Origin of the sequence: Arthrobacter sp. B6, assembly GCF_001663775.1 — a bacterium.
In the GTDB taxonomy this organism is placed as follows: Bacteria; Actinomycetota; Actinomycetes; order Actinomycetales; family Micrococcaceae; genus Arthrobacter.
This window is the reverse complement of sequence record NZ_KV467169.1, coordinates 879,187-904,346: the sequence shown is the minus strand read 5'-3', so window position 1 is coordinate 904,346 and position 25,160 is coordinate 879,187. Positions and strand designations below refer to the sequence as shown.

General features: G+C 61.1%; 25 protein-coding genes. 8 read left to right on the top strand and 17 right to left on the bottom strand.

Annotation, left to right across the window (positions count from 1 at the left end; genetic code table 11):
- Positions 1 to 86: 86 nt before the first annotated feature.
- The 11 genes from AU175_RS18790 to AU175_RS18740 all read right to left on the bottom strand — a co-directional run bounded on the left by AU175_RS18790 (position 87) and on the right by AU175_RS18740 (position 8,414).
- A complete protein-coding gene (locus tag AU175_RS18790) occupies positions 87 to 299 on the bottom strand; it encodes a Flp family type IVb pilin (RefSeq protein ID WP_066293204.1) in 213 nt (70 codons plus the stop codon).
- A gap of 8 nt (positions 300 to 307) precedes the next feature.
- Positions 308 to 1,180: a type II secretion system F family protein gene (locus AU175_RS18785; protein WP_066293202.1), complete on the bottom strand. Its 873-nt coding sequence runs from the start codon at positions 1,178 to 1,180 to the stop codon at positions 308 to 310.
- Positions 1,181 to 1,190: 10 nt separating this feature from the next.
- Positions 1,191 to 2,096 (bottom strand): type II secretion system F family protein, encoded by a 906-nt coding sequence (locus AU175_RS18780; protein ID WP_331711963.1) that lies wholly within the window; start codon positions 2,094 to 2,096, stop codon positions 1,191 to 1,193.
- 47 nt (positions 2,097 to 2,143) lie between these two features.
- The gene (locus AU175_RS18775) at positions 2,144 to 3,604 is read right to left on the bottom strand and encodes a CpaF family protein (RefSeq protein WP_066293199.1); all 1,461 of its coding nucleotides are present in this window, start codon (positions 3,602 to 3,604) and stop codon (positions 2,144 to 2,146) included.
- Entirely contained in the window at positions 3,601 to 4,800 is a 1,200-nt protein-coding gene (locus AU175_RS18770; RefSeq protein ID WP_066293197.1) for an AAA family ATPase, read from the bottom strand. The genes AU175_RS18775 and AU175_RS18770 overlap by 4 nt, the downstream gene beginning before the upstream one ends.
- Positions 4,797 to 5,588, bottom strand: coding sequence for a Flp pilus assembly protein CpaB (gene cpaB, locus AU175_RS18765; RefSeq protein ID WP_066293193.1), 792 nt, complete (start codon positions 5,586 to 5,588; stop codon positions 4,797 to 4,799). The genes AU175_RS18770 and cpaB overlap by 4 nt, the downstream gene beginning before the upstream one ends.
- A gap of 22 nt (positions 5,589 to 5,610) precedes the next feature.
- Positions 5,611 to 6,615, bottom strand: a complete 1,005-nt coding sequence (locus AU175_RS18760) for a pilus assembly protein TadG-related protein (RefSeq protein WP_066293186.1) — start codon at positions 6,613 to 6,615, stop codon at positions 5,611 to 5,613.
- Positions 6,603 to 7,001, bottom strand: coding sequence for a TadE/TadG family type IV pilus assembly protein (locus tag AU175_RS18755; RefSeq protein WP_066293179.1), 399 nt, complete (start codon positions 6,999 to 7,001; stop codon positions 6,603 to 6,605). The genes AU175_RS18760 and AU175_RS18755 overlap by 13 nt, the downstream gene beginning before the upstream one ends.
- 78 nt (positions 7,002 to 7,079) lie before the next feature.
- Positions 7,080 to 7,280: a Flp family type IVb pilin gene (locus AU175_RS18750; RefSeq protein WP_066293178.1), complete on the bottom strand. Its 201-nt coding sequence runs from the start codon at positions 7,278 to 7,280 to the stop codon at positions 7,080 to 7,082.
- Between the two features lie 31 nt (positions 7,281 to 7,311).
- Positions 7,312 to 7,512 (bottom strand): Flp family type IVb pilin, encoded by a 201-nt coding sequence (locus AU175_RS18745; protein WP_045729605.1) that lies wholly within the window; start codon positions 7,510 to 7,512, stop codon positions 7,312 to 7,314.
- A 278-nt stretch (positions 7,513 to 7,790) separates the two neighbouring features.
- On the bottom strand, positions 7,791 to 8,414 hold the full coding sequence (locus tag AU175_RS18740; RefSeq protein ID WP_231938653.1) for a prepilin peptidase: 624 nt from the start codon (positions 8,412 to 8,414) through the stop codon (positions 7,791 to 7,793).
- Positions 8,415 to 8,753: 339 nt separating this feature from the next.
- On the opposite strand from AU175_RS18740, the gene rplM reads away from it, so the two are divergent.
- A complete protein-coding gene (gene rplM, locus AU175_RS18735) occupies positions 8,754 to 9,197 on the top strand; it encodes a 50S ribosomal protein L13 (RefSeq protein WP_015937805.1) in 444 nt (147 codons plus the stop codon).
- Positions 9,198 to 9,235: 38 nt separating this feature from the next.
- Positions 9,236 to 9,742, top strand: coding sequence for a 30S ribosomal protein S9 (rpsI, locus tag AU175_RS18730; RefSeq protein WP_066293177.1), 507 nt, complete (start codon positions 9,236 to 9,238; stop codon positions 9,740 to 9,742).
- Positions 9,743 to 9,794: 52 nt separating this feature from the next.
- Here the strand turns inward: rpsI and AU175_RS18725 are convergent, their stop codons facing one another.
- From AU175_RS18725 to AU175_RS18715, 3 genes are all read right to left on the bottom strand, one after another.
- The gene (locus AU175_RS18725; protein ID WP_082979285.1) at positions 9,795 to 11,696 is read right to left on the bottom strand and encodes an ArnT family glycosyltransferase; all 1,902 of its coding nucleotides are present in this window, start codon (positions 11,694 to 11,696) and stop codon (positions 9,795 to 9,797) included.
- On the bottom strand, positions 11,665 to 13,458 hold the full coding sequence (locus tag AU175_RS18720; RefSeq protein WP_156642470.1) for an ArnT family glycosyltransferase: 1,794 nt from the start codon (positions 13,456 to 13,458) through the stop codon (positions 11,665 to 11,667). The genes AU175_RS18725 and AU175_RS18720 overlap by 32 nt, the downstream gene beginning before the upstream one ends.
- An 89-nt stretch (positions 13,459 to 13,547) precedes the next feature.
- Positions 13,548 to 14,786: a bifunctional glycosyltransferase family 2/GtrA family protein gene (locus tag AU175_RS18715; RefSeq protein ID WP_066293169.1), complete on the bottom strand. Its 1,239-nt coding sequence runs from the start codon at positions 14,784 to 14,786 to the stop codon at positions 13,548 to 13,550.
- Between the two features lie 175 nt (positions 14,787 to 14,961).
- Between AU175_RS18715 and AU175_RS18710 the strand changes: the two genes are divergently transcribed.
- Both AU175_RS18710 and glmM read left to right on the top strand, forming a co-directional pair.
- Entirely contained in the window at positions 14,962 to 16,080 is a 1,119-nt protein-coding gene (locus AU175_RS18710) for an acyltransferase family protein (RefSeq protein WP_066293164.1), read from the top strand.
- A 65-nt stretch (positions 16,081 to 16,145) separates the two neighbouring features.
- Positions 16,146 to 17,507 (top strand): phosphoglucosamine mutase, encoded by a 1,362-nt coding sequence (glmM, locus tag AU175_RS18705; protein WP_066293161.1) that lies wholly within the window; start codon positions 16,146 to 16,148, stop codon positions 17,505 to 17,507.
- Positions 17,508 to 17,573: 66 nt separating this feature from the next.
- Here glmM and mscL read toward each other — a convergent pair whose 3' ends face one another.
- The 3 genes from mscL to coaA all read right to left on the bottom strand — a co-directional run bounded on the left by mscL (position 17,574) and on the right by coaA (position 19,918).
- The gene (mscL, locus tag AU175_RS18700; protein WP_066293159.1) at positions 17,574 to 17,969 is read right to left on the bottom strand and encodes a large conductance mechanosensitive channel protein MscL; all 396 of its coding nucleotides are present in this window, start codon (positions 17,967 to 17,969) and stop codon (positions 17,574 to 17,576) included.
- Positions 17,970 to 18,050: 81 nt separating this feature from the next.
- Positions 18,051 to 18,938: a M15 family metallopeptidase gene (locus tag AU175_RS18695; RefSeq protein WP_066293156.1), complete on the bottom strand. Its 888-nt coding sequence runs from the start codon at positions 18,936 to 18,938 to the stop codon at positions 18,051 to 18,053.
- 5 nt (positions 18,939 to 18,943) lie between these two features.
- Positions 18,944 to 19,918, bottom strand: coding sequence for a type I pantothenate kinase (gene coaA, locus AU175_RS18690; protein ID WP_197497202.1), 975 nt, complete (start codon positions 19,916 to 19,918; stop codon positions 18,944 to 18,946).
- Between the two features lie 138 nt (positions 19,919 to 20,056).
- Here coaA and glmS point away from each other — a divergent pair, with 138 nt between their 5' ends.
- The 4 genes from glmS to AU175_RS18670 all read left to right on the top strand — a co-directional run bounded on the left by glmS (position 20,057) and on the right by AU175_RS18670 (position 25,084).
- On the top strand, positions 20,057 to 21,949 hold the full coding sequence (gene glmS / locus AU175_RS18685; RefSeq protein ID WP_066293152.1) for a glutamine--fructose-6-phosphate transaminase (isomerizing): 1,893 nt from the start codon (positions 20,057 to 20,059) through the stop codon (positions 21,947 to 21,949).
- Positions 21,950 to 22,089: 140 nt separating this feature from the next.
- Positions 22,090 to 23,115 carry a UDP-glucose 4-epimerase GalE gene (gene galE, locus AU175_RS18680; protein WP_066293146.1) on the top strand — a complete coding sequence of 342 codons (1,026 nt, stop codon included), beginning with the start codon at positions 22,090 to 22,092 and terminating at the stop codon, positions 23,113 to 23,115.
- Positions 23,116 to 23,169: 54 nt separating this feature from the next.
- Complete coding sequence (locus tag AU175_RS18675) at positions 23,170 to 23,517, top strand: holo-ACP synthase (protein ID WP_011692749.1); 348 nt, start codon at positions 23,170 to 23,172, stop codon at positions 23,515 to 23,517.
- A 31-nt stretch (positions 23,518 to 23,548) separates the two neighbouring features.
- Positions 23,549 to 25,084: an NAD(P)H-hydrate epimerase gene (locus tag AU175_RS18670; RefSeq protein WP_066293144.1), complete on the top strand. Its 1,536-nt coding sequence runs from the start codon at positions 23,549 to 23,551 to the stop codon at positions 25,082 to 25,084.
- Positions 25,085 to 25,160 lie beyond the last annotated feature (76 nt).

Here is a 25,160-nt window from a genome sequence, read left to right as displayed (position 1 = left end):
CCTCGGTTCTGGGTGCCGAGGGGGTCCGGTCTTTGGGGCGCCGGATGGCGCGGTGGGGGTGGGTTAAGGAGAAAGCCCGGATTTGGTTAGGGAATGCCGAGAGCCGTCTGCACACCAGCGGAGAGGTCCATGTAAACGCCGTTGAGGGAAGTCCCGAAAAGGCCAACTCCAGCGAGGATCACGATGGCAACGAAACCGACAAGAACGCCGTACTCCGTTGCTGTTGCGCCTTTCTCCTGGGCCCAGATGCCCGTGGTAAGAGTCCAGATGTAGCCCAGATGCTCTGTCAGGTGTTTCATTGGTCCGCTTAGGAGAATGCCGCGATGATGTTCATGACTGCCGGCCCGAGCAGAATAATGAACAGAGTTGGGAAAATGAAGAAAATGAGTGGGAAAAGAATCTTCACCGGAATCTTCATGGCATGCTCCTCAGCGCGTTGACGACGCTTCATGCGCATTTCTTTCGCCTGAATCTTCAGCACCTTCGCGATGGCGATGCCGTACGCGTCCGCCTGAACAATTGAGCGAATGAAGCTGCGGAGGTCCGGTACATCAGCCCTCTCGGACATCGCCAAGTAGGCTTCTTTGCGCGAGCGCCCTACCTGCATGTCCTGGAGAGTGCGGATGAACTCGTCAGCGAGGGGACCTGCACCGTTTTGGGCCGCGCGGGCCATCGCGGCTTCGAAGCCCAGCCCGGCCTGGACGGAGATCAGCATCTGATCCAGAGTGTTTGGCAACTCTTGCTGGATCGCCTTCCTCCGCTTCTCCGCGTTGCTCCGCAGCAACAGGTCGGGCGCAAAGTAGCCGAACGCGATGGCTGCGAGCAGGATAGCGATGCGGGCAGGAGACGGGGAGGCGAGCAGATTAAGAAGCCCGAGGAATCCTGCGCCGAGTCCGAGCAGAGGCTTGACGGCCAGAAGCCTTTCAATAGGCCATTGCTTGGGACGGCCTACTCCTGCAAGCTGCTTGTCCAGCCAGGCCGCGTAGCTGCCTGGAGTAATCCGGCGAGTCATGCCGCTGAATTGGATTGCCAAGCTCGGGCGCGTGGTGTTGCGAGCCCGTTGTCCCAGGTTGGCCTGGATGTTGCGGATGGCAACCCGATCCGTGGCAAAGGCCATCCAGACGAGGAATGAGATGGGAAGAACGATGGCGAGCATGGCGCCAAGTGCGATGGGTGACATGTCGCCCCTCCTAATACTTCGGCTTGATAAGTCGGCTGAGCCAGAATCCGCCAGCCGTCAACATCACGCCGGCAGCGCCCAACATAAGAAAACCTGGAACGGTCGTCGTAAAAGTTTTGGCGTACTGGGGGTTGATGAAGATCAGGGCGAAGAACAGCACAATAGGGAGTCCCATGAGAACCGCAGCAGACATTTTGCCTTCAGCGCTGAGTGCTTTCACTTGCCTAGTGATTTGGTTGCGGTCGCGGATTGTTTCACCGACGTGATCCAGAACCTCGGCAAGGTCCCCGCCTACCTCGCGATGGATTTCGATTGCTTGCGAAATCCACGAGAAATCCTCGCTTCCCGTTCGCTTGGAAACGTCAACCATGGATTCCCCAAGGTCCCGGCCAATCCTTGTCTCATTGATGATCCTGCTGAGTTCCTCGGACATTGGAACGTCAGACTCCTGCGCTGATGCATCGATGGCCCGCAGGAGGCTGTGTCCGGCGCGCATGCTGCCTGTCAGCATCTGGAGCGTGTCAGGCAGTTGCTCATCGAACTTGCTCTGCCGCTTGGAGGTTAGCAAGGACAAATAAGTGAGCATGCCTGCCGGAACCGCTGCGAGCAGAAGTACTGCGATGAGAAACCCGCCCAAAAGGAATCCAACGACCGAACCGACAAAGGCCCCGGCACCCATCATCAGCAGGAAGTTTGCAGGCTGGGTTTTCAGGCCTGCCCTTTCCAGTTTCTCTCGGTCAACCAGGAAACCGCTCCGCGCTTTGAGGCGCTTGTTGATCACGCCGACCGCGGAATCTGTGAGTCGCGTAAGTCCGGATGTCGTCAGAACCGCTTCCGGGCGGCGCCGCGAAACGGGTATGACATTCTGCGGTTTGAAGACGACTGCGAACAAAATGATCACTGCGGCGAAGACCAACAGGATTCCAACCACGAAGAAAGTTGCCGGGACTTCCGGGGCCTCCATCATCGGCTCCTGGCGGCCTGGGCGCCGAACACCGCGGGAGATATTTTGATTCCAAGCTCAGCGAATCTGTCGGTGAAGCGCGGCCGAACGCCCGTCGGTATCGGCTTGCCGAGGAATCGTCCGTTGGCATCTATGCCAGCCGAGTAATCGAAGACGAACGCATCCTGGAGGGTCACAATGTCACCTTCCATCCCTTGTACTTCGGTAACGTGCGTAACTCGGCGGGACCCATCCCGGAGCCGCGAAATGTGAACAATAAGGTTCACAGCGGACGCAATCTGTTCACGGATGGCCCGAAGAGGAAGGTCCATGCCGGCCATCAACACCAGGGTTTCCAAACGGGCCACGGCATCTCGCGGTGAGTTGGCGTGGACGGTTGAAATTGAACCGTCATGGCCAGTGTTCATTGCCTGAAGCATGTCCAGCGACTCACCACCGCGAACTTCACCAACAACGATCCGGTCGGGCCGCATGCGCAACGAGTTGCGCACCAAATCGCGGATGGAAACCTCACCTTTGCCTTCGATGTTGGGTGGGCGGCTCTCCAGACGGACCACGTGATCCTGCTGAAGTTGCAGTTCCACTGCATCCTCGATGGTTACGATGCGGTCCGTGGCAGGGATGAAGGAGGACAGTACATTCAACATCGTGGTCTTGCCGGTGCCGGTACCACCGGAGACGATGATGTTCATTTTTGCCAGAACGCATGCTTGGAGCAGTTCCGCCATTTCGGGGGACAGGCTCCCGAATCCGATGAGTTTCTCAACGGTGAGCGCTTCCCGAGCGAATTTTCGGATGGTCAGCGATGCCCCGTTGACAGCGAGAGGCGGGATGATGGCATTAACGCGGGATCCATCGGAGAGACGGGCGTCTACGAGCGGCGAGGATTCGTCGATCCGCCGCCCGATACGGGTGACGATTCGTTCAATCACTTTTCGCAGCGCTTCTTCGTTGGCGAACTTTGTGTCGGTCATGAACAACTGGCCGTGACGCTCCACGTAGATTTGGTCCGCGCGGTTCACCATGATTTCCGTGACGCTCGGGTCATCGAGGTACCGCTGCAGCGGGCCATGGCCCAGGACGTCGTCGATGATCTCCCGGGTTAGGCGCTGCCGTTCAACCGTCGAGAGGGGAACCTGTTCTTCGTCGACGACCGCCTTCAGCTCGTCCTTTACAAACTGATGCAGCTCGGATTCTTCCATTGACGAGTCGGTGATCCGAGAGCCCAGGCGCTCGTACAAAGCCTGGCTGGCCCGTTCTTTAAGCGCGGTGAGCGCCTCGCTGGCATTCCCGGAGGTGACCTGAAAGCTAGTAGGCGCCGCCGATGCCTGCTCTGCGGCCTGGGCCTGCTGAATCGAGCTCAAAGTCGAAGCTGGTGGGGCCGGCACTGTTGGCGTGTCGATCTCGGCCACATCAGCGCCGTCAGTACGCAACTTGGCAAATCGATTCGAGAGGTTCATGACACTACCACCCTTCGGTGCAGCTTCTTGTGGGGTGCTTCCCAATTGGGTTTGAATCGCTCGACGAGCTGGCGAAGGCCCTTCGCAGCACCGTCCCGGCTGCCGTCCTGCAAGAGTGGTACCCCCTTGTTGGTGGAGAACGGAACAGCACGGGAGCGGGGAAGTACGACATCGACAGGCGCGCCGATGGTCGCTTCAACGTCTTGGACTGTCAGTCCGGTCTTGCGATCGGCCATATTCAGCACGACGTGCCTATTGTCCGGAAGCAGATCGAGTTCCGAGAGGATCTGGAATCCAGTGCGAAGTCCGCGGATGCTGGGAATGTCCATGCCGCACACCCAAACAGCGTCCGTGGCCTGTTCCAATGTTGCCAGGACATGTTCGCCGAGGCCTGGGGCGGTGTCCACGATGACGTATTGGAATTCTGAGCGCAGCTGCCGAAGCAGGTGGCTCACGTGTTCGCCCGTGATCCTGTCCATGTCAATGGGATTGCGTGGAGCGCACAAGGCATAGATGTTGCTCGGGTGCAGTGATAAGTAGGTTTTCAGGACCATTGCGTCCTGGCTGGCAGCACCCACGACAGCGTCCGTAATCGTGAACTCTGGTTCGAGCATGAGGCCACTGGCCACATCGCCGAACTGAAGGTCGAGGTCTACGATGACAACGCTCATCGGCGCAATCTGACCGACGCCGATAGCCAGGTTGCTGGCAATGGTGGTCTTCCCGACGCCTCCTTTAGGGGACATGACAGCAACGATTCGGCCGCCATCGGCATTCGGACCTTCCGCAGCCGTTGGGGCCAGGCCCCGCCGGCGACCAGCCGCGGAGAGGCTGGCTCTCTCAACAAGGGCCCGGACCATGTCCGAGTCCGCGTTTGGAGAGATGATGTCCCTGATGCCTGAGCGCATTGCGTTCAGTGCTGTCTCGCCGTCGTCGTCGGCTGTGAGCACGATGCTAATTTCGGGGTACTGGAGATCCAGGACAGCGGCGAACTTCAAAGCCTCATCCATGGGAAGGCCTGGCCCTAGGATCAGGACCTCCGGAGCCTCGCCCGTCTGCTGCCGGAGAATGTCTTCAGGCGCGTCGGGCAGGTAGGCCGCCTGGTAGAACTGCAGGGAGCCACGGAGTGGGGCGATAGCAGCACGGACGCGACGTTCGTAGTCAGCGGAGGGGGAGATAAGTATGAAGCGGCTCATCGGAATACCCTTGTCTGGTTGACGACGCCGCTCGTGCCCTCGGTTGCATCGGCCGGCTCCTTTGAGAGGTAGATTTTTCCGAACTCTGCGGCGTACACCAGCTTTTCGGCGTCAACGGCGTTCGTTGCAAATGTGATCAGGTACGAGTCACTGGAAGTCTGCTTGTTGTCGCTTTCTGAGTTCAGGGCGCCCTGCGAGCTAGCCTGTGCAGTTTGGGACTGCGTTTGAGCAGGAGCGCCGGAACTGAACTGAACGGCAGTGACCAGGACTTTGTGGAAGGTCAACTGCGTTCCGTTTCCGCTTGCGGCGGTGCCTTCACCAGCTGCTGCTCCATCTCCGAGGGAAATAAAAACGCCGGCTGTGTCGCCGGCCTGGATCTGGCCGCCGACCACGCGCTCAATGCCGAGTCGTACCGTGATTTCCTGCAGGCCATCCGGTACAGAAACACGGGCCGGCCCCAGGAATGCGTTGGCGTCGACCATTCGGCTGTTCAACAGTTGCTCCCCGGGAACAAGGGCCACGGAAGTCACCTTCGAACCCAGGGCCTCGATGTCATCAACCCCGTCAGCAGCCACTGCGCTTCGTGGTACCGCCTTGGTGACGACATACTGACTAAGCTGGTTCGCCGGCGTGCCGGCTGGTACTTCCTGATTCAGCACCAGTACGTCTTCAGTTTCGGTGTTTGCGAGAGCGCGACGATCGGCGCCCTGTACGTAATTGAATAGAAGGACTGTGCCAATGATTGCGACAACCAATGCGGCGATGCCTCCCAGTAGGCGTGCTTTCATTTCTACTTCCCCTTAGTTGGAACTACTTGATGAGTCGGATTTCCGAAGTGCCAAGATCCACGCCGCCGGGCACAAAGGTTCCCGAACCGATGGCGGTGTACTTGACGAACTGGCCGATGACGCAGCGGTCGTTGCCGCCAGTGCAAGCGAGGGCACTCGTCATGCCGGGGTCGGTGCTGGTATTGCGGAACTCATAAACCCCGTTGTTGCCGAACTTCCAGCCCCAGATTTTGAAGGTCGCGTAGCCGATGACGTTGAAGGTGGCGTTTTGACCAGTGCCGCTAGCGACGTCGAAGACTGGGAAGATTGCTTTCACCTCGCCCCCGGCTAGCAGAGTGGTTTTCCAGGTCCCGAGGATCGTGGCGCAACCGCTCGGTGGATTGTTGCCAGGATCTGAGCCCATCTCATTAGTGCCGACTTGAGTGACGGCATTGCATGGAGTGTCTTCATCCAGCCAGCCCCACCCGCCCGGGATCTGTGTTCCGGACGGACCGGTGCAGGTACCACCTGGCTTGTAGGACATCTTTTGCACTTCGGCAGTCTGGCTTCCTGAGGCGAGGTTGAAGCAGTTATCCGAAAGGGCCAGCGGGAACCCTGATCCGCTTCCAGGCACTCCGAACCCGGCTGTCGCTTGAGCGCCAACCGTGACCGGGCCCGCATTGATGGCATTTGCAAACAGGTTCGTCAGGAAGCTTGATGAGCCGTTCTTCGTGGACGTGGTGACCGTCACCAGGCCAGCCTGGGAAAGGTCGACGGCCGCAGTGCTGGCGGCGTCGTTTGAGTTGGAGTTGGCGAGACCGTCAGCCAAAGATGTATTGCAGGTGCCTTGCTTGCAGCTAAGGGCCACAGCGAGTGCACTCGCATCGGCGCCGTTCTGCAGCTGAGCGCGCTCGGAATAGATTTGGCCGACGTCGACTGCCACTGCGCCGGCGCCGACGAGAACGAGCATCATGACTGCGACGACAACACCCGCCGCTCCGCGTTCGCCAGAGCTGGTGGACTTCGTCCGCTTGATCAGCCGCCGCATTGCATGGCTCCTTTGCCTGTGAGCGTTAGAGAGGACCCGAAGAATCCAGTGAGGGGTGTGCCGGTGTAAGTCACGGTCACGACGGCGTTAGCTGTCGGTGTTGCCGTGGGACATGTTGCAGCGGAGTAGTCGAAGGTTAGGAGGTTGCTGTTGATCGAAGGCGCTCCTGCTTTGCCTGCGGCAGTGGCCTTGGCCGAGTCTTTTGTGATTGCCATCGTCCGGGCCGCCTCGCGGGACGCCTGAGTCACAGAAACCTGGACGTTGTAGGCGTTCGAGAACTCGACAACCGCGATAATCAAGGCGATGAGTATCGGAGCGACCAGCGCGAATTCGACGGCTACGGCACCTCGTTCGCCGTTATCGGAAGTTCTGTGGCTGCGTTTCAAAGGGTCCCCCTGGACGGTTGCAGCTTGAAAATAAGTGTGGTGTGCCGCGCCGTAGCGCGGCACACCGGTTGGACTTCGCTACCAGCCGCCCACCGTGCCGGCGAGGCTGCTGAAGAAGGTGTTCAGGTTTCCGCCGAAGAGCGTCACCCCGGCGACGATCACCAGGGCTATGAGGCCCACCAAAAGTGAATACTCAGTCGCTGTAGCACCCTTTTCGTTGGAGAAGATCGCCCGAACGGTTATGACGAACTGTTCGAAAGTTGCTTTGAAACCGGACATGGTTCGTAGCCTTCTTATTCGACGTTCGCGATTACCAGGCGCCAACCTTGCCGGCGAGACCGTTGAAGAAGGTGTTCAGGTTTCCGCCGAACAGTGTCACGCCAGCGACGATAACGAGCGCGATGAGTCCGACGAGAAGGGAGTACTCCGTAGCCGTGGCACCCTTTTCGGAGGAGAAACGATCCTTGACGCCGGCAACGAAGGCCATCATTGAGACCATAAGAGAAGTCATTGTATTGTCCTTAATTCGATGAAATTGATTTGGATACTTTCAACGAATTTCCAGCTGCCCCCATAATTCCTTAGCGGCTGGACTTCGCTAAGAAAAGATTGGCACTGGCATTTCTGGGCAACAATGCGTAGTAGTACTCGAGTTTCTCCGGGTCGATTTTGGTGCGTACTTGGAACGGAGGGACGAGTACTCAGGAGAAATCTCTCATCCCTGGACTACTACTTGGAAATGAACTCCAGGGACTAGTCGGCGGAGATGGGACGTTGTCCGGTTCGCGGCTAGGCCAAAAGGAGCGAGACGAGTGCAACCGCGGCGACCATGGAGGGCCCATGGGCCACCTCTGAGGCCCGATCTGGGCGCTTTCGTGCTGCGACGGCTGCCGCGAATATACCGTTTAGGACAAAGCCCAGCAGAGCGCCGTACAGCAGATGCATCCAACCTAGGTAGCCCAAGTAGAGGCCCAGAGGTGCCGCAAGCTTGACGTCTCCCAAGCCCACGGCGCCAGGGGAAATTATTGCCAGAAGCAGGTAAGCGACGAACAGAATTGCACCGCCAGCGGCCGCGCGGGCGATGTATGACCACGGGGAGCCGGCAAGTGCGGAAGAGGCAAGAAGAAATGCGCCTGCAAAAACAAGCAGGAGAACTAGAGGATTCGGCAGTAGATGTAGTGAGATGTCGATCCGCGCCAGCTGTACGCCCATCACAGCTAAAAGAACGAAGGCTGGCAACACAGGATCGTTCCCGAACCTCAGCGCAAAGGCAGTACATAGTGCCCCGGTGACTGCCGCCGCAGTAATTCGGACGTGCGGTGCCGGCAGTCCGCCGAGCCGGGGGAGAAGTCTGGCGATGAGCAGCTCCGCTAAGGGTGAAACTATAAGCCCAAGGAGTCCGAGGACTGCCACGAGCAATGGGCCGAAAGTACCGCCTACGCTCAAAATATCCAACGTATCCCCCTGCTTGCGTCATGCCGGCTGGCAGCAATAGAGCCTCCGGTTACCTCATTTTGACCCTGGCGCCCGCTTCAAGCTAATATTGGTAGTCGTTGTGCGTGTCCTTTCTCGATGATGCGTGCCCGCTTGAGAATCCGGTTGCAGGATGACTACTCAACGTGCACATTCGGGAACTCAGGATGACTGGTTACATGGAGCCCTCACCTCTGTTCCGGTAGCGCATAGATAGTAGGTGCACACGCTTTAGTGACACCTAAACAAGAACGCCAGAACAAGAACGAGGCAAAAACCGTGCGTACGTACACCCCGAAGCCCGGCGATATCAACCGCCAGTGGCACGTCATTGACGCCACAGACGTTGTCCTTGGTCGTCTTGCCAGCCAGACCGCAATCCTGCTGCGCGGCAAGCACAAGGCCACCTTTGCGTCCCACATGGACATGGGCGACTTCGTCATCATCATCAACGCTGAAAAGGTAGCACTGACCGGCGCCAAGCTGGAGCAGAAGCGGGCTTACCGCCACTCCGGCTACCCGGGCGGCCTGACCTCCGTCAACTACGCGGAACTCCTGGAATCCAACCCGGTCCGCGCCGTTGAGAAGGCCATCAAGGGCATGCTCCCCAAGAACTCCCTCGCTGCACAGCAGCTGGGCAAGCTGAAGGTGTACCGCGGTGCAGAGCACCCGCATGCTGCCCAGCAGCCCAAGACGTTCGAAATCACCCAGGTCGCCCAGTAGTCCTGGCCACCAAACAACTTATCTATACAAGGAGAACCGTGGCTCAGAACGAAGAGACCACCGAAGCCGTTGAGGCTGAGGAAACCCTGACCAGCTACACCTCGGAAAGCGGAGCTGCTGATGTTGCTGCGCCCAAAAAGGAACGCCCGGCGCTGACCGTCGCCGGCGCAGCAGTTGGCCGCCGCAAGGAAGCCGTTGCCCGCGTCCGCGTTGTGCCGGGTTCCGGCAAATGGACCATCAACGGCCGCGCGCTGGACAACTACTTCCCGAACAAGCTGCACCAGCAGGACGTCAACGAGCCCTTCAAGATCCTTGATCTTGAAGGCGCCTACGACGTTATCGCGCGCATCCACGGCGGCGGCATTTCCGGCCAGGCCGGCGCACTGCGCCTCGGCATCGCCCGTTCACTGAACGAGATCGACGTCGAAAACAACCGCGCCACCCTCAAGAAGGCCGGTTACCTCTCACGTGACGCCCGCGTCATTGAGCGTAAGAAGGCCGGTCTCAAGAAGGCCCGTAAGGCTCAGCAGTACTCCAAGCGCTAATCCCGCGCATACTCAAGCCCGTCCCGCCGTTGGCGGGGCGGGCTTTTGTGCGTCAGCCGACTTGATGGCGGAGGTCGTATAGACGCACGCCATCAATCTCTTCGAAGCCAAAGTTGCCCTCGATCCAGGCTACGACGGCGAGCGTGTTTGGGCTGGCGGACCAAGTCAGGATCCCCGGCTGATGTATGTAGTACCGAACTTTTCCGTCGGCCACGTACTCCTGAAACGTTGCTAGTTTCGGGTAAGCATCTAAGGCGGAGAACCCACCGATAGACATAACCGGCCGCTTTGTGGACAGCTGGTATAAGGCCGCATTTTCGCTGCCAGTGGTTGCAGCGGCCCACCGTGCATCAAGCGGTGCCCTTTCTATGAGGGCAGAAATCCGCGGGATCACCGGTTCTCCTCGGGCAAGTGCGTAGTTTTCTTTTTCTGCATTGATTAGTTGGTCAGCGTCTCGCTTATGCCAGCTCTCGGCAGTGGGCACCGGGCCTGAAATTGGAAAGGATCCCTGCTGCGGTGTGGATATCGATTCGAAAATGAAGAGCAGTGGAATCAATACAACAGTCAGGCCGGCTATAGTCAACGCCGGGGAAGTGAGTCGCAAGCGATTTCCTGCACTGGGCAGGCAGAGAATAGTCACCGCAGCGAGCCCTGCAACCTTGACCGTAAATCCAGCCCATGGGTGCCAATCCTGAAACCAGGTTAATATGCCCGAGCCCAAGAACACGCAAAGGAGTGCGAGAAGAGCGGCTCCTCGAAGATGCGCCCTGCTGCTGCGGTTTACCCAGAAAATTTCAAAAGTGTGAGCTGAGAGGACAGCCATAGGTAGGGCAACCATAGAAGTGTAGTAAGGGTGAATATCACCCGTCATAAAGCTCAACACCGCGAATGTGGTCAAAAACCAGATGACCGTCAGGGCAGCGGAGAAGGCTTCTAAGCGATTGTATTGGCGTTTTAGGAGTCCCGAGAGCATGATGGCGGCGCCAAGAAGTGCCACGGGTAGAAACCACGCGACCTCTGGCGCGTAGTTGATCGTCACGAGTCTGAGCAGACTGGCATCGTGGCCGACAACTCCGTCGAAGTCCTTTGGGTTGACGGCGCCCAGGCCAGGCTGGCCTGTCAGTCTCCCGAAGCCGTTGTACCCAAAAGTCAGTTCAAGGAAGCTATTGCTATTCGAACCGCCGATCCAAGGTCGCTGTGATGGCGGGGTCGATTCTACGAGGGTGATCCAGAATGTAGCTGGCGAGACCATGATCAGTGCCGCGATCGAAAGGCGACGCAGCCTGGTCCACAATCGGTCGTAGCCGAAGACCATGAATGCCAGGGCAATTGCGGGTACGAAAATCCAGCTTTGAAACTGCTTGCACAGAAAGGCGATTCCCAGAAGGAACGCGGCTAGGTACAGGAAGCGCGTTGCGCACTGTTCCACGGCTCTGACTGCGAAAAATGCGACCAAAGCCCATAGCAGAAGCAGTAGGGCGTCCGGATTATTGAACCGAAACATCATGGAAGTGACAGGCGTCAGGACCACGAACAGTCCAGCCAGAAACGCTTGCCTACGACTGCCCCATACCATCGCTGTCCGTTGGACCAACCAAGCGGTCGCCACGCCCATTAGAGCCTGCGGCGCCAAGACGCTCATCGAGCTGAGTCCAAGTGCCTTCACTGAAAGGGCCAACACCCACAGGTGCAGTGGCGGCTTATCAACTGTGGCGCCGTTCCCTGCATCGGCGGATCCAAACACAAGGGCAACCCAATCTGCGGCTCCAGCCTGTGCTGCAGCAGCATAATAAGGGTTACCCCACCCGTTGATGGTGAGATCCCAAAAATAAACCGACCCGGAGATGACTGCCAGAAGCATTTCCGGCCAGCGCCGAATCCACCAACTGTCGGGCTGCGTTTTTTCTCCGATCAAGCCAGGCTTAGGAAGCGAGGCGGTAAACAGTGACGCCATCAATTTTCTCCGCTCTGAATGTGTCGACAACCCATTCCTGAATCGCGATGAGCTCCTTGCTGTTGCCTGGGATCTTCAGCTGTTCCGGTTGTTCCACGAGGTAGCAGACCCGGCCGGCGGCTACCCACCTTTGAAATTGTTCAAGCGTCGGACTGGGATCCACGCCGGCGAATCCTCCAACGGCCATGATTGGTCGTCGGATTTCGAGCTGAAAGCCGGCAGCAGTCTGCCCAGGATAAGTAGCCGCGGCCCAGGTACATTCCGGAGGAGCACTTCTTAGAAGGTCCGAGAGTCCCGGGCTAGGGTCTACTCCGATCGCTACACCTGCTGCCCAGGCCGGGCTTTGGAGTTTTACGCCGTGCAGGAAGCGACTGAGCGTATTTGGACTTCTCGAGAGTCCGCCGGACATCGGATTGGAGCCTTCTTGTGGAGTGGTCATAGTGATCGCCGAGCAGAGGGCGGGGCCGACGAGTAGGGCCCCGATAGCCACCCAGGAGGCCAATCGCCTTATCCACCACTTTGGCGCGGGCACGGATAGCACTGCTGCACTGATCAACCCCAAGAAAAACGAGGTTTTGCTCAGCCACTCCGGATATACGCTACTGAGTTGCCACATCGCATGTGAAAAGATCGAGCTGGCGATGAGTGCGGCGGCTAGGCCAATGCGGCTCGATGCCGTCCGCCCGGATCTTGCTAAGAGGTCGGCGCCCAGCCCTATGCATAGGGCCAAGGGAACAGCAAGGGATGCAGTGTAGTAAGAGTGAAAACTATTCCCCATGAAGCTAAGCACAAAATACGTCGTCAGCATCCAAGCTGCTGAAGCGAGTGCAAGTATGGACTGGTTACGGTTGTATCCGCCTCGAACTAAGCGCACGAGGACGGCGATGGCGGCAAGGATCCCCGGCACTAACAGCCACCCGATCTCTTGTCCATAGTTTGCGTTGAACAAGCGGAACCACCCGGCATCCGTGGCCACACTCCGTAGCTCTTCCGGAATGAGGGCTGTCGAAGGGGCATCCTCCTGCTGCAGAATACGGTCGAGGCCGTTGTAGCCAAGGGTCAGCTCCACCATGCTGTTTGTCGTCGAGCCACCCACGTAGGGACGAGATCCAGACGGCGTGAGATCGACGGATAGCGGCCAAGCGAAGGAAGTCATTGCCAGGATTGCGGCGGCGGTAAGAAGGATCATTATGCGCTTGCGCCAAGCCGCAGCGGAGTAGACCAAGAAAATCAAAGCAATCGCCGGTAGAACGAGGAACGCCTGAAGTTGCTTGGCAAGGAATCCCAATGCCAGCAGCGATGCAGCAAAGTACAAAAATCTTGCTTTGCCAGCCTCTGTGGCACGGACGCCGGCGTAGAGACCGGAAAGCATGAGCAACACCATCAGGGGATCTGGGTTGTTGTAGCGGGCCAGCAGCACGGTGATGGGCGTGAAGGCGAACACAGAAGCCGAGAGCAGCGCGGCAGCAAAAGGAAAACAACGTCTCATGAGCCCGAAAACAAGGAGAGCACTACCAACCGTCATGGCTGCTTGGGGAACCATGATGGCCCACGGATTCAGTCCGAATAGCCGAACAGAAAACCCCATGACCCATAAGCTGAGTGGCGGCTTATCCACCGTAATGGAATTCCCCCAGTCAGCCGACCCGAAGAAGAATGCGCCGAGGTCGTGCTGACCCGCCTGCACTGCAGCGGAGTAGTACGAATTGGCCCAGCCGTTGCGGTCAACTCCCCAAACGTAGACCACGGACGAAACAAGCAACAGGCCGGTGATAGCCCATTTCTCCCATCGGGGTCTCTGAGCAGCGCTAACGTCGTGGCGCCCCGCTCGCCGGGCCGCCTCTTGTGTACTCAACGGGCAGGCTGTCCAGCAGGGCGCAGCGCCAGCACCGCCGAATGTTGGTCGCTCCGTCGCACCCGGAAGACCCACAGCCGGAGGAGCACAAACCTCATCAGCGTTGCTAGTACGTTGGCGCCTGTCAGGGTCAGGAGTTCCGCGCTCGGGGCGGCATCCAGAGTGACGGCATGAAGCACCAACAACGACGAGGACGTGATAGTCCAGGCCATCATGAAGACGATCAGTCCCTGGAACTGTTGAGTGAAAAGTTTGGTTGGCCCGCTGATGCCGAAGGTGAACCTGCGGTTAGCCGCCGTGTTGCCCACTGCTGTGAGCAGCAGGGCCAGGAAGTTTGCCTCTTGGGCGCCGAAGGGACCTTGCAGCATCAAATAAAGCATCGCAAAAGCCAAAGTTGAGACAACCCCAACCAAGCCAAACCTGATCACTTGGCCAAAGAAACTCGGCCGGCCAGGAGTCACAATGGGCCTACGGCCAAGTTCAGCGTAGATCGACTGTACCGGAATGGAACCCTTCACCAGAGAGCCGGCCACCCGGGCCATACCGCGCAGATCGTCGAGGGCGGTCTGCTTGATATCGACGCGGCTGTCGGGGTCGTCTATCCAGTCGACGGGGATCTCGTGGATTCGAAGGCCGGAACGTTCGGCAATAATCAGCAACTCTGTATCGAAGAACCAGCCATTGTCTTCAACATGCGGAAGCAGGCGGCGGGCTACATCGGCGCGTATTGCCTTAAACCCGCACTGCGCATCCGAAAAGCGCACCTGCATTGTCCGCCGAAGCAGGAAATTGTAGGACCGCGAAATAAACTCCCGCTTCGGTCCACGGCTTACCCGAGAACTTTGGCCAAGCCGCGTGCCGATGGAAATATCGGAATGCCCCGACAGTAGGGGAGCGACCAGTGGAGGAAGCGCTGCCAGGTCTGTGGACAGGTCCACGTCCAGGTACGCCAACACTTTCGCCTCAGAGGAACCCCAAGCATCACGGAGGGCATAGCCGCGTCCCTTGACTTCAAGGCGCCGATATTCAACATTCGGCAGTTGCTCGCTGAGTCGAGCTGCAATCACCGGAGTCCGATCGGTGCTTGCATTGTCGGCGATGGTTATTTTCCATGTCGAAGGCATTTCGTGCGTCAGATATTCGGCGAGCCTTGAGATGCTGTTTTGGAGTACGGCTTCCTCATTGAAAACCGGTACCACAATTTCGAGCGCCAAGCCCCCATAGCTAGGTGTCATGCATGAAGAGTAGGGGTGCCGAAAGGACGGGGGCGAGACTTTTTGGCAAAGACAGGTACAGAACAAAAAAACCAAGTAGTCCACCCGAAACCCGTCGATGACGGACAGGTAATCACCACTCGGGTGCACGATTGAGTTTGGCCCATAACGTGAGGGCATGGGGGACCCAAGTGGAATGCCTGCGAATTCTCGTTATACCTCACTCGACGGCCTGAGGGGTGTTGCAGCGCTCGTCGTACTCGTGAGCCATTGTTGCCTTGCATCTCCACTGCTGGCGCTCGCGGTTGACAGCAATGGGCAGGGAGAGTTCGAGCCGTTGGTTTTCTGGATGACGTTCACGCCCCTGCATCTCATGTGGGCGGGACAGGAAGCCGTTTTCGTATTCTTCATTCTGTCTGGCTTCGTTCTGACTCTTCCCTTCTTCCGCCCGTCTCAGCCACGCTGGGCAACCTATTATGCAAAACGCGCAATAAGAATTTATCTGCCCGTTTGGGCGTCACTGATTTTCGCGCTAGTGATGTCCTGGTTGGTTCCCCGAGTGGCCAGTCCGGAGCACAGCTCGTGGATAAACCTGCATGACGAGTCGCCAAACCCACTGGCCGACGCAGTCCTGCTTCAGGGGACTGGCTCGCTTAACTCCCCGCTGTGGTCGCTCCAATGGGAAATGCTTTTCTCGTTGCTCCTTCCGCTCTACGTTCTTACATCCTTACGCTTCAAGCGTTTTTGGCTCCTCGGCGTGCTGGGGCTCGTCCTGCTCATAGGCGCAGCGGATCTCATGGACATGGACGGGCTCGTTTTTCTGCCTATGTTCGGCATCGGCGCCATGATGGCTATGCGCCGGCAGCTGCTGGAAAAGTGGGCAGCAAGGCTTGGACGCCCCGCATGGTTAGGTCTGGTCGTTACAGCGATATTGCTGCTGTCTTCAAATTGGCTGGTACCGCAGTTTCCAGCCACTATTGCTGGGTCGACCCTTGGTGGGGCAGTTCTGCTGTTCATCGTCATTGGATGTAAGGCGGTTATCACGATCGGAAACTGTCCCCCCATCCAGTGGCTGGGTATACGGTCCTTCAGTCTTTATTTAGTGCATGAACCCATCGTGGTTACCGTAGCCATGGGCATGCGGATATCCGATCCCTTGCAAGTGGCTCTGGTCGCTGTGCCATGCTCGTTTGCTACTGCTGCGGCCTTTTACTGGCTAGTGGAGCAGCCGAGCCAACAGCTTGCTGCCTCGCTCGCAAAAGCAATCACGGCTCGTGCTGGTCGCCGCGAAGAACCAGTCGTCGTTCGACCTTAGCCATACTTTGGGCAATGCCGGACCCTCAGAAGCAATGCTTTCGCCCCATCCTCTAGACTTGCACGGTGTCTAGATTATTTGGAACAGATGGTGTCCGGGGCCTGGCGAACGGTCTGCTGACTGCCGAGCTGGCGATGCAGCTGGCCCAGGCTGCAGCCGTCGTGCTTGGCCACGACCGCAATACCAACGGCAGCCGGCCCCGCGCCGTGGTGGCCCGGGACCCGCGCGCCAGCGGTGAGTTCATCGCCGCTGCCGTGGAGGCGGGGCTCTCCAGCTCCGGCATCGACGTCTATGACGCCGGCGTCCTGCCCACGCCGGCTGCGGCCTACCTCGTGGCTGATCTGGACGCAGACTTCGGGGTCATGATTTCCGCGTCCCACAATCCCGCCCCGGACAACGGCATCAAATTCTTCGCCCGCGGCGGCCAGAAGCTCCCGGACGATGTCGAAGATGCCATCGAGGCCCAGATGGGCAGCGAGCCGGTACGTCCCGTTGGCGGAGACGTGGGCCGCATCCAGCGCTTCTCCGACGCTGAAGACCGTTACATCGTGCACCTGTTGCGCACCCTGCCCCACCGCCTGGAAGGCATCAAAGTGGTGCTGGACTGCGCCCACGGCGCCGCCAGCGGCTGCTCCCCGCAGGTGTTCAGCGACGCTGGTGCAGAAGTCGTGGTCATCGGCGCCGATCCGGACGGCCACAACATCAACGATGGGGTCGGCTCCACCCATCTTGGCCAGCTGAAAGAAGCCGTTGTGAAGCATGGCGCGGACCTCGGCATCGCGCACGACGGCGACGCCGACCGCTGCCTCGCCGTTGACCACGAAGGCAACGAAGTGGACGGCGACCAGATCATGGCGATCCTCGCCGTGGCCCTTAAGGCATCCGGAAAGCTCAAGGACGACGTCCTGGTGGCCACCGTCATGAGCAACCTCGGCCTGAAGATTGCCCTCCGCGAGGCCGGCATCAGCATCCGCGAGACGGCAGTAGGGGACCGCTACGTCCTGGAAGGCATGCGCGAAGGCGGCTACAACCTGGGCGGCGAACAGTCCGGGCACGTGATCTTCGCGGACCACGCCACCACTGGTGACGGCGTTCTCACCGGGCTGCAGCTCGCCGCACAGATCGCCATGACCGGACGTCCGCTCAAGCAGCTGGCCACGGTCATGACCAAGCTCCCACAGGTCCTCATCAATGTCCGCGGCGTGGACCGGACCCGCGTCCACAGCTCCGAGGCACTCGCAGCGTCCGTGGCCGTCGCGGAGGCCGAGTTGGGCGACACCGGGCGCGTCCTGCTGCGCCCGTCCGGCACTGAGCCCGTGGTGCGGGTCATGGTGGAGGCAGGCGACGAAGCGACCGCCCAGTCCATTGCCGAGCGCCTCGCCCAGGTGGTCCGTACCGAGCTTGCGCTGGAACTGGTCACCGACTGACCTCCAAGACACAACAAATAGCGGCCCGCCTCCGACAGGAAGCGGGCCGCTTTGCGTCGCGGGTCGTTAGGAATTAGGAGAACGGCTCTGAAGAGAATCCCGGATCTCAGTCAGCAGCGCGATCTGCGGGTCCTCCGCAGCTTCCTCCTTGACGTCCTTGTCGATTCCGAGCCGGCGGTTGCGGCGTTCGATCATGTGGTTCATCGGCAGAATCACCACAAAGTAGATGGCGGCGGCGATCAGGAGGAAGGAAATGATGGAGGAGATGACGGACCCGTACATGAAGCCCTCCCACTGCATGTCCTCAATCCCTTTGGCACTGAACAGGCGTCCGATCAGGGGCGTGAGCAGGCCTTCGACAATCGAGGTAACGACGGCGCCGAACGCGGCGCCCATCACAACGGCGACGGCAAGGTCAACGACGTTGCCCTTCATAATGAAATTCTTGAATCCTGTGAGCATACGAACCAAGCTAGCCCAGGCGGGTGAGCTCCGCATGACAGGACTGTTAAATCCTGGCTCCGTGTCGGGAGCAACGCCCTGTCAGGGATACCCGGGCGCTGCCTCCACACCGAAGTACTCCTCCAGCGTGCTGATGCCCCGGCTGGCCATGTCCGTGGCCGCCTCGACGCCGATGTACCGCAGGTGCCACGGCTCGTAGTAGTACCCCGTGATCGGGTGGAACATCCACGGATACCTGACGATGAAACCGAACCGGTGTCCGTTTGCCTTGGCCCACACCGCCGCCGGCTGGTCAGCAAAACAGGGCTGGAAGCCGCACGCCCCGCCGCCGTCGCCGATGTCGAAGGACCAGCCCGTCTGGTGCTCCGAATAGCCGGGCCTGGCGCTGGCCGTGTCCGCATCGGCCTGCCCGCGCGCCGCCACATACCCGTTGTAGGTGGCCACCTGCGTGCTGTAGGACCGGTAGCCGCTCGCCAGCGTGATGCTGACCCCGTCCTGCGCGGCCGCAGCGAACATCGCTTCCGCGGCGGCCGCCGTCGTGCTGTTAAGCAATGCGGCTTCCCCGGAAACCGTGAGAGGGACGTTGGGCTGCATCAGGTCCGCCGGCACGTAGTCGGCCGGAACCAGGGGCCGGTGCTTGTTGACCACCAGCCAGGGGCTGGCCGGATCCGTCAGCGAGAACTGCCGGGGGAGTGCGGCTGCCGGCGACGGCGGCACAGGCGCCTGCGCTGCCGGCCCAACTGCCGCCGTCGGACTTTCCGAAGCGGTAACCGTGACCGGGGAGGCGGAGGTCGCCGTCGGCACAGCTGAAGGAGAGGACGACGACGGCGCCACCTGGGCGGGCGCGTCAGGCGTGCATGCTGCCAGTACAGTCAGCCCGGCACCGGCCGCGAGGAAGCGCGCGAAGCTGCGCCGGCTGGCGCCAGCCGCCGCGGGGGTCCCGTCAAGGGCAGTGCAGTCGTGGCACATGCGTGCTAGACCTTGCGCAGGAGCATGCGGCGGATGGAATGGTCGGCGTCCTTGGACAGCACCAGCTGCGCACGGCCACGCGTCGGGAGGACATTTTCCTCCAGGTTGGGCTCGTTAATGCGTTTCCAGATGTCCCGGGCCGTACGCTCGGCTTCGTCTGCGGACAGCGTGGCATAGCGGTGGAAGTAGGACTCCGGCTGCGCGAACGCCGTGCTCTGGAGCTTGCGGAACCGCTCCACATACCACTCCTCGATGTAGGACGTCGGGGCGTCCACATAGATGGAGAAGTCGAAGAAATCGCTCAGGGCAAGTCCCTGCTTGCCGTCATGGCGGGGACGGGCGGGGGCCAGGACGTTCAGGCCTTCGACGATCAGCACGTCAGGGCGGCGGACCACGACTTCCTTGTCCGGAACGATGTCGTAGGTGACGTGGGAGTACCAGGGGGCCCGGACTTCCTCCGCGCCGCCCTTGATCTCGCTGACAAAGCGCAGCAGCGCCCGCCGGTCATAGGACTCCGGGAAGCCCTTGCGCTCCAGGAGCTGGCGCCGTTTGAGCTCGGCCAGGGGGTACAGGAAACCGTCGGTGGTGATCAGCTCCACATTCGGGGTTCCCGGCCAGCGCCGGAGCATCTCCCGGAGGACGCGCGCGATGGTTGATTTGCCCACGGCAACCGAACCGGCCACGCCGATCACGAACGGGGTCCGCTGGGCATGTTCGCCCAGGAACGTTGTGGTGGCGGCATGCAGCTGGCCGGCCGCCTCAACATACAGATGAAGGAGACGGGACAACGGCAGATAGACCTCGCGGATCTCCTTCATATCCAGGGGATCGCCGAGGCCGCGCAGACGGACAATGTCCTCTTCGTTCAGAGGCTGTTCCATCTGCGCTGCAAGCCGGGACCAGGTCTGCCGGTCCAGCTCAACGAACGGGGAGACACCTTCGCCGTTCGCGTCATTGCGTTGCACAGTCACGTTAGAGATTCTGCCCTTCACCCGGCTCAGAGCGAAATGCAAGACATGGCTTGCCGCTGCAGTGGCTGCGCACGTGGCGGCCTGACGGCGCCCTCCCGGGCCCCACCGGTTATAGATCTCCTTGCGGCTGCCGATAAGCTTGAGCTTATGTGTGGAATCGTAGGATATGTAGGCCGTTCGACTGGCCAGGGAATTGCCGGTCACAGTGCGCTGGATGTTGTCCTTGAAGGATTGCGCCGCCTGGAGTACCGGGGTTACGACTCCGCGGGAGTGGCCGTTGTTGCCGACGGTGTTATCTCGTCCCGCAAGAAGTCAGGAAAGCTGAGCAACCTCCTCGGCGAGCTGGAAGCCCATCCGCTGCCGGACACGCTGACCGGCATCGGCCACACGCGCTGGGCCACGCACGGCGGGCCCACGGACCAGAATGCGCACCCGCACCTGTCCGACGGCGGCAAGCTGGCCCTGATCCACAACGGCATTATCGAGAACTTCGCCGAGCTGAAGCTCGAACTGGTGGCCAAGGGCGTCACCTTCGCCTCCGAAACGGACACCGAGGTGGCCGCCGCGCTGCTGGGTGACATCTTCCGCACCAGCCTGAACGGCGACACCAGCAACAACGGCCTGACGAAGGCCATGCAGCTTGCCTGCCAGCGCCTCGAAGGGGCCTTCACGCTGCTGGCCGTGCACGCGGACCAGCCGGGCGTGGTGGTTGCCGCGCGCCGCAACTCTCCGCTGGTGGTTGGCCTGGGCGAGGGCGAGAACTTCCTGGGCTCGGACGTCTCCGGGTTCATCGATTACACCCGCCGCGCGGTGGAGCTGGGCCAGGACCAGATCGTCACCATCACGGCTGACAGCGTGGATATCACCGACTTCTACGGCAACTTCGCCGCCGGCAAGGAATACCACGTTGACTGGGACCCGGCCTCTGCGGAAAAGGGCGGCTTCAGCTCCTTTATGGAAAAGGAGATCAACGACCAGCCGGACGCTGTGGGGCAGACCCTGCTGGGCCGCTCCGATATCAACGGCAAGCTGACGCTGGACGAGATCCGGATCGATCCTGAGCTGCTGAAGCAGGTCAACAAGATCATTGTGCTGGCCTGCGGCACGGCTGCGTACGCCGGCATGGTGGCCAAGTACGCGATCGAGAACTGGTGCCGGATCCCCACGGAGGTGGAGCTCGCGCATGAGTTCCGCTACCGCGACCCCATCCTGGACTCCAACACGCTGGTTGTCTCCATCAGCCAGTCCGGGGAAACCATGGACACCCTGATGGCCGTCCGCTACGCCCGGGAACAGGGCGCGAAGACCATCTCGATCTGCAACACCAACGGGTCCACCATCCCGCGTGAATCGGATGCTGTGCTGTACACGCACGCCGGCCCGGAAATCGCGGTGGCCTCCACCAAGGCCTTCCTGGCCCAGATCACCGCCGCCTATTTGCTGGGGATGTACCTGGCACAGCTGCGCGGCAACATTTTCTCCGGGCAGATCAAGGACGTCCTCGCGGACCTGGCCAAGATCCCGGCGAAGATCCAGACCATCCTGGATAACGCCGGGCCCCTCCGTGAGCTGGCCCGCAGCATGAAGGACGAGAAGTCCGTCCTGTTCCTCGGACGCCACGTGGGTTACCCGGTGGCCCTGGAAGGCGCGCTGAAGCTCAAGGAAATCGCGTACATCCACGCCGAAGGCTTCGCCGCGGGCGAACTGAAGCACGGTCCCATCGCCCTCATCGACGACGGCCAGCCGGTGTTCGTGGTGGTTCCCTCACCGCGCGGCCGCGACTCGCTGCACGCCAAAGTTGTCAGCAACATCCAGGAGGTCCGCGCACGCGGCGCCCGGACGCTGGTCATCGCCGAGGAAGGCGACGAGGCCGTCAAGGCCTACGCCGAGTACGTCTTCTACGTCCCGGAGACGCCCACGCTGCTGATGCCGCTGCTGACCACGGTCCCGCTGCAGATCTTCGCGGCCGAACTGGCCTCGGCCAAGGGCTACGACGTGGACCAGCCCCGCAACCTGGCCAAGAGCGTCACCGTGGAATAAGCGCCGATTATGAGGACCGGCCAGCCATAGTCAGAAGGCATCCGGGGAACCCGCAACGGATCGCACCATACAGTGCGGGTTTCCCCAAGATTGCTGCTGAAGGGCGTGTGCCGCCCGCCCCGGCGCCCTAGACTGTGCGCATGAAGGTATTGGTCACCGGCGGCGCCGGGTACATCGGATCCCACACCACGCTGTGCCTTCTCCAGGAAGGCCATGAAGTCGTGGTCCTTGACAACCTTGTGAACTCCGATCCTGAATCGCTTGAACGGGTTCAGAGGCTGACCGGACGCGAGGTGGACGTGCGCGTTGGGGACTTGCTTGACGAGCACACAGTGGACGCCGTCCTGGGCGAAGGCGGCTTCGATTCAGTGATCCATTTTGCTGGCCTGAAAGCTGTCGGCGAGTCGGTGGAGATGCCTCTCCGGTATTACCGCAACAACGTCGTCGGTACGCTGAATTTGCTGGCCGGCATGGAAAAGCATGGCGTGAGAACCCTGGTGTTCAGTTCCTCCGCCACTGTGTACGGGGCAAACGACAACGTTCCCCTGAACGAGAAGTGCGAACTCGATGCCACCAACCCCTATGGCCGGACCAAAGAGCAGATCGAGGACATACTCTCCGACTTGGGGGCGGCCGACCCCCGATGGAGAATTGCGCTCCTGCGGTACTTCAACCCTGTGGGGGCGCACGAATCCGGACTGATTGGGGAGGATCCCCAAGGCACGCCCAATAACCTGCTCCCCTTCGTGGCGCAGGTAGCCGTGGGACGCCGTCCTGTAGTCAAGGTGTTTGGCAACGACTATCCGACGCCGGACGGGACCGGCATCAGGGACTACATCCATGTGATGGACCTGGCCGCCGGGCACCTGGCCGCTTTGGCCTACCTGGGCAGTGCGAAGGGCGTTTTTCGGTGGAACCTTGGAACTGGCCGCGGATCGTCGGTACTTGAGGTCATTGCCGCCTTCAGCGAGGCCGCAGGCTCCGCCATTCCTTATGAATTCGCCCCCCGGCGTCCCGGTGACGCCGCGATAAGTTATGCCGACCCGTCATCAGCCCTCGGCGACCTGGGCTGGTCGGCGGAGCGCAATCTGGCGCAGATGTGCGCGGACCACTGGCGTTGGCAAAAGGCCAATCCGCACGGCTACAAAATCCCGGATCCCACGTAGGCTCCCGGGCCTGCCGCGCAAAGCCGGCAAGGGCGTGACCGTAGAATAAGCCGCATGATTGTTGGCATAGGCGTAGACGTTGTAGACATCGAGCGGTTCGGCCGTCAGCTTGAACGCACCCCCGGGCTGCGGGACAGGCTGTTTGTCCCGGCCGAGCGGGAGCTGAATACCCGCTCCCTGGCCGCGAGGTTTGCCGCCAAGGAAGCCGTGGCCAAGGTGCTCGGTGCGCCCGCCGGCATGAACTGGCAGGACTGCTGGATCGGCCTGGACCAGAACGGCCCCACCATCCAGGTCAAGGGCACCGTGCTTGCGGTGGCTGAGTCCAAAGGCGTCAAGCGCTGGCACCTCTCCATGAGCCACGACGGCGGGATAGCCACGGCCACCGTCCTGGCCGAAGGCTGAGAGTCACCAGGCTGAAGCTGGACCCGACGCCATGATCAGCGCCTATACCGGAACCCAGGTCAGGGAAGCCGAACAGCCGCTCCTGGCCACGGGCCTGGGGGCTGTCCTGATGCAGCGCGCCTCGCACGGCCTTGCCACCGCGGTGGTCCGCGAGCTGCGGGCCCGGGGGCAACGGCTGTACGGTGCCCGCGTAGCCGTCCTGGCAGGCAAAGGCAACAACGGCGGCGACGGTCTCTTTGCCGCCTCCTTCCTGGCAGCCCGCGGAATGCGTACGACGGCGGTGCTCACCGCCGATTCTGCGCACCCGGAGGCGCTGGCTGCTTTTGAGCGTGCCGGCGGCCGTGTGCATTGGCTCACGGAAGCGACGCTGAACCAGCTGACCGCCGAAACGGCGAGTGCCGACGTCGTGATTGATGCGGTCCTGGGGACGGGAGCCAAAGGCGGGCTCCGCGGAACGGCCGCGGCACTGGTGGACGCACTTTCCGGTGGCCGGCTGCCCCTGGTGGTCGCGTGCGACGTGCCCAGCGGGGTTGACGCCGACACCGGCGAGGTGCATGCCCCGGTGCTGCCGGCGGCCCTGACCGTGACCTTCGGAGCCGCGAAGGCAGGCCTCCTGGCCGATCCCGGAGCAGATCATGCAGGGCGCGTCGAGGTCATCCCGATCGGCATAGAAGGGCACCTCCCGTGGCCCGCACTGCACAGGCTCGAAGCCACCGACCTGGCGCGGCTCCTCCCACAGCCCCGGCGGCGCTCGCACAAGTATTCCCGTGGCGTACTGGGGGTAGTGGCCGGGTCCGTCACCTATCCCGGAGCGGCCGTGCTGGCCTGCCGCGGTGCGCTGGCGGCCGGGGTGGGCATGGTGCGGTACCTGGGGCCGCCCGAGGTGGCGCAACTGGTCCGGCAGTCCTGTCCCGAAGTGGTGTGCGCGACCGGGTCCGTGGCGGACACCCACGTCCAGGCCTGGCTGGTGGGCTCGGGCATGGGCCCGGAGGACCACGACCAGCTCCAGCGCGCCCGGGACGCCGTTGACTCGGGGCTGCCCACAGTCGCAGACGCCGGTGCACTTCCCGGGCTGCCCCTGATTCTTGCCCCGCAGGTGGTGCTCACGCCCCACGCCGGCGAGCTCGCGTCGCTGCTGCAACGGCTGGATGCCGACCATTCCCTGTCCCTGCGCTCTGCCGTGGAGGCGAACACCCTTGGTGCCGTCCGGCACGCCGCAGGGCTCACCGAGGCCACCGTCCTCCTCAAAGGCGCCACCACACTGGTGGCGTCCCCCTTCCAGGACTTCTACAGCCAGGCCGACGGCACGCCCTGGCTCGCCTCCGCCGGAAGCGGCGATGTGCTGGCCGGAATCATCGGTGCCCTGCTCGCACAGCTGGGGTCCGACGTCGGCCGCTTCCGGGATGCGGGCATCGATCCGGACGAGCGCTGGGCAGCCATCGCCGCCCTTGCGGCAAGCCTCCACGGCCGTGCCGGCGCCGCCGCATCGGCAGGCGGGCCGCTGACGGCGGGCCGGGTTGCGGATTCCCTACCGGAGGTTTGGGGTAAAGTAAGCATGCTTAGTTAATGGGTGGCCCGAAAACGTAATAGTCACAGCCACCCGTTACGGTAGGCATAGGTTCTGCACGGCAGCGCGGACCGGA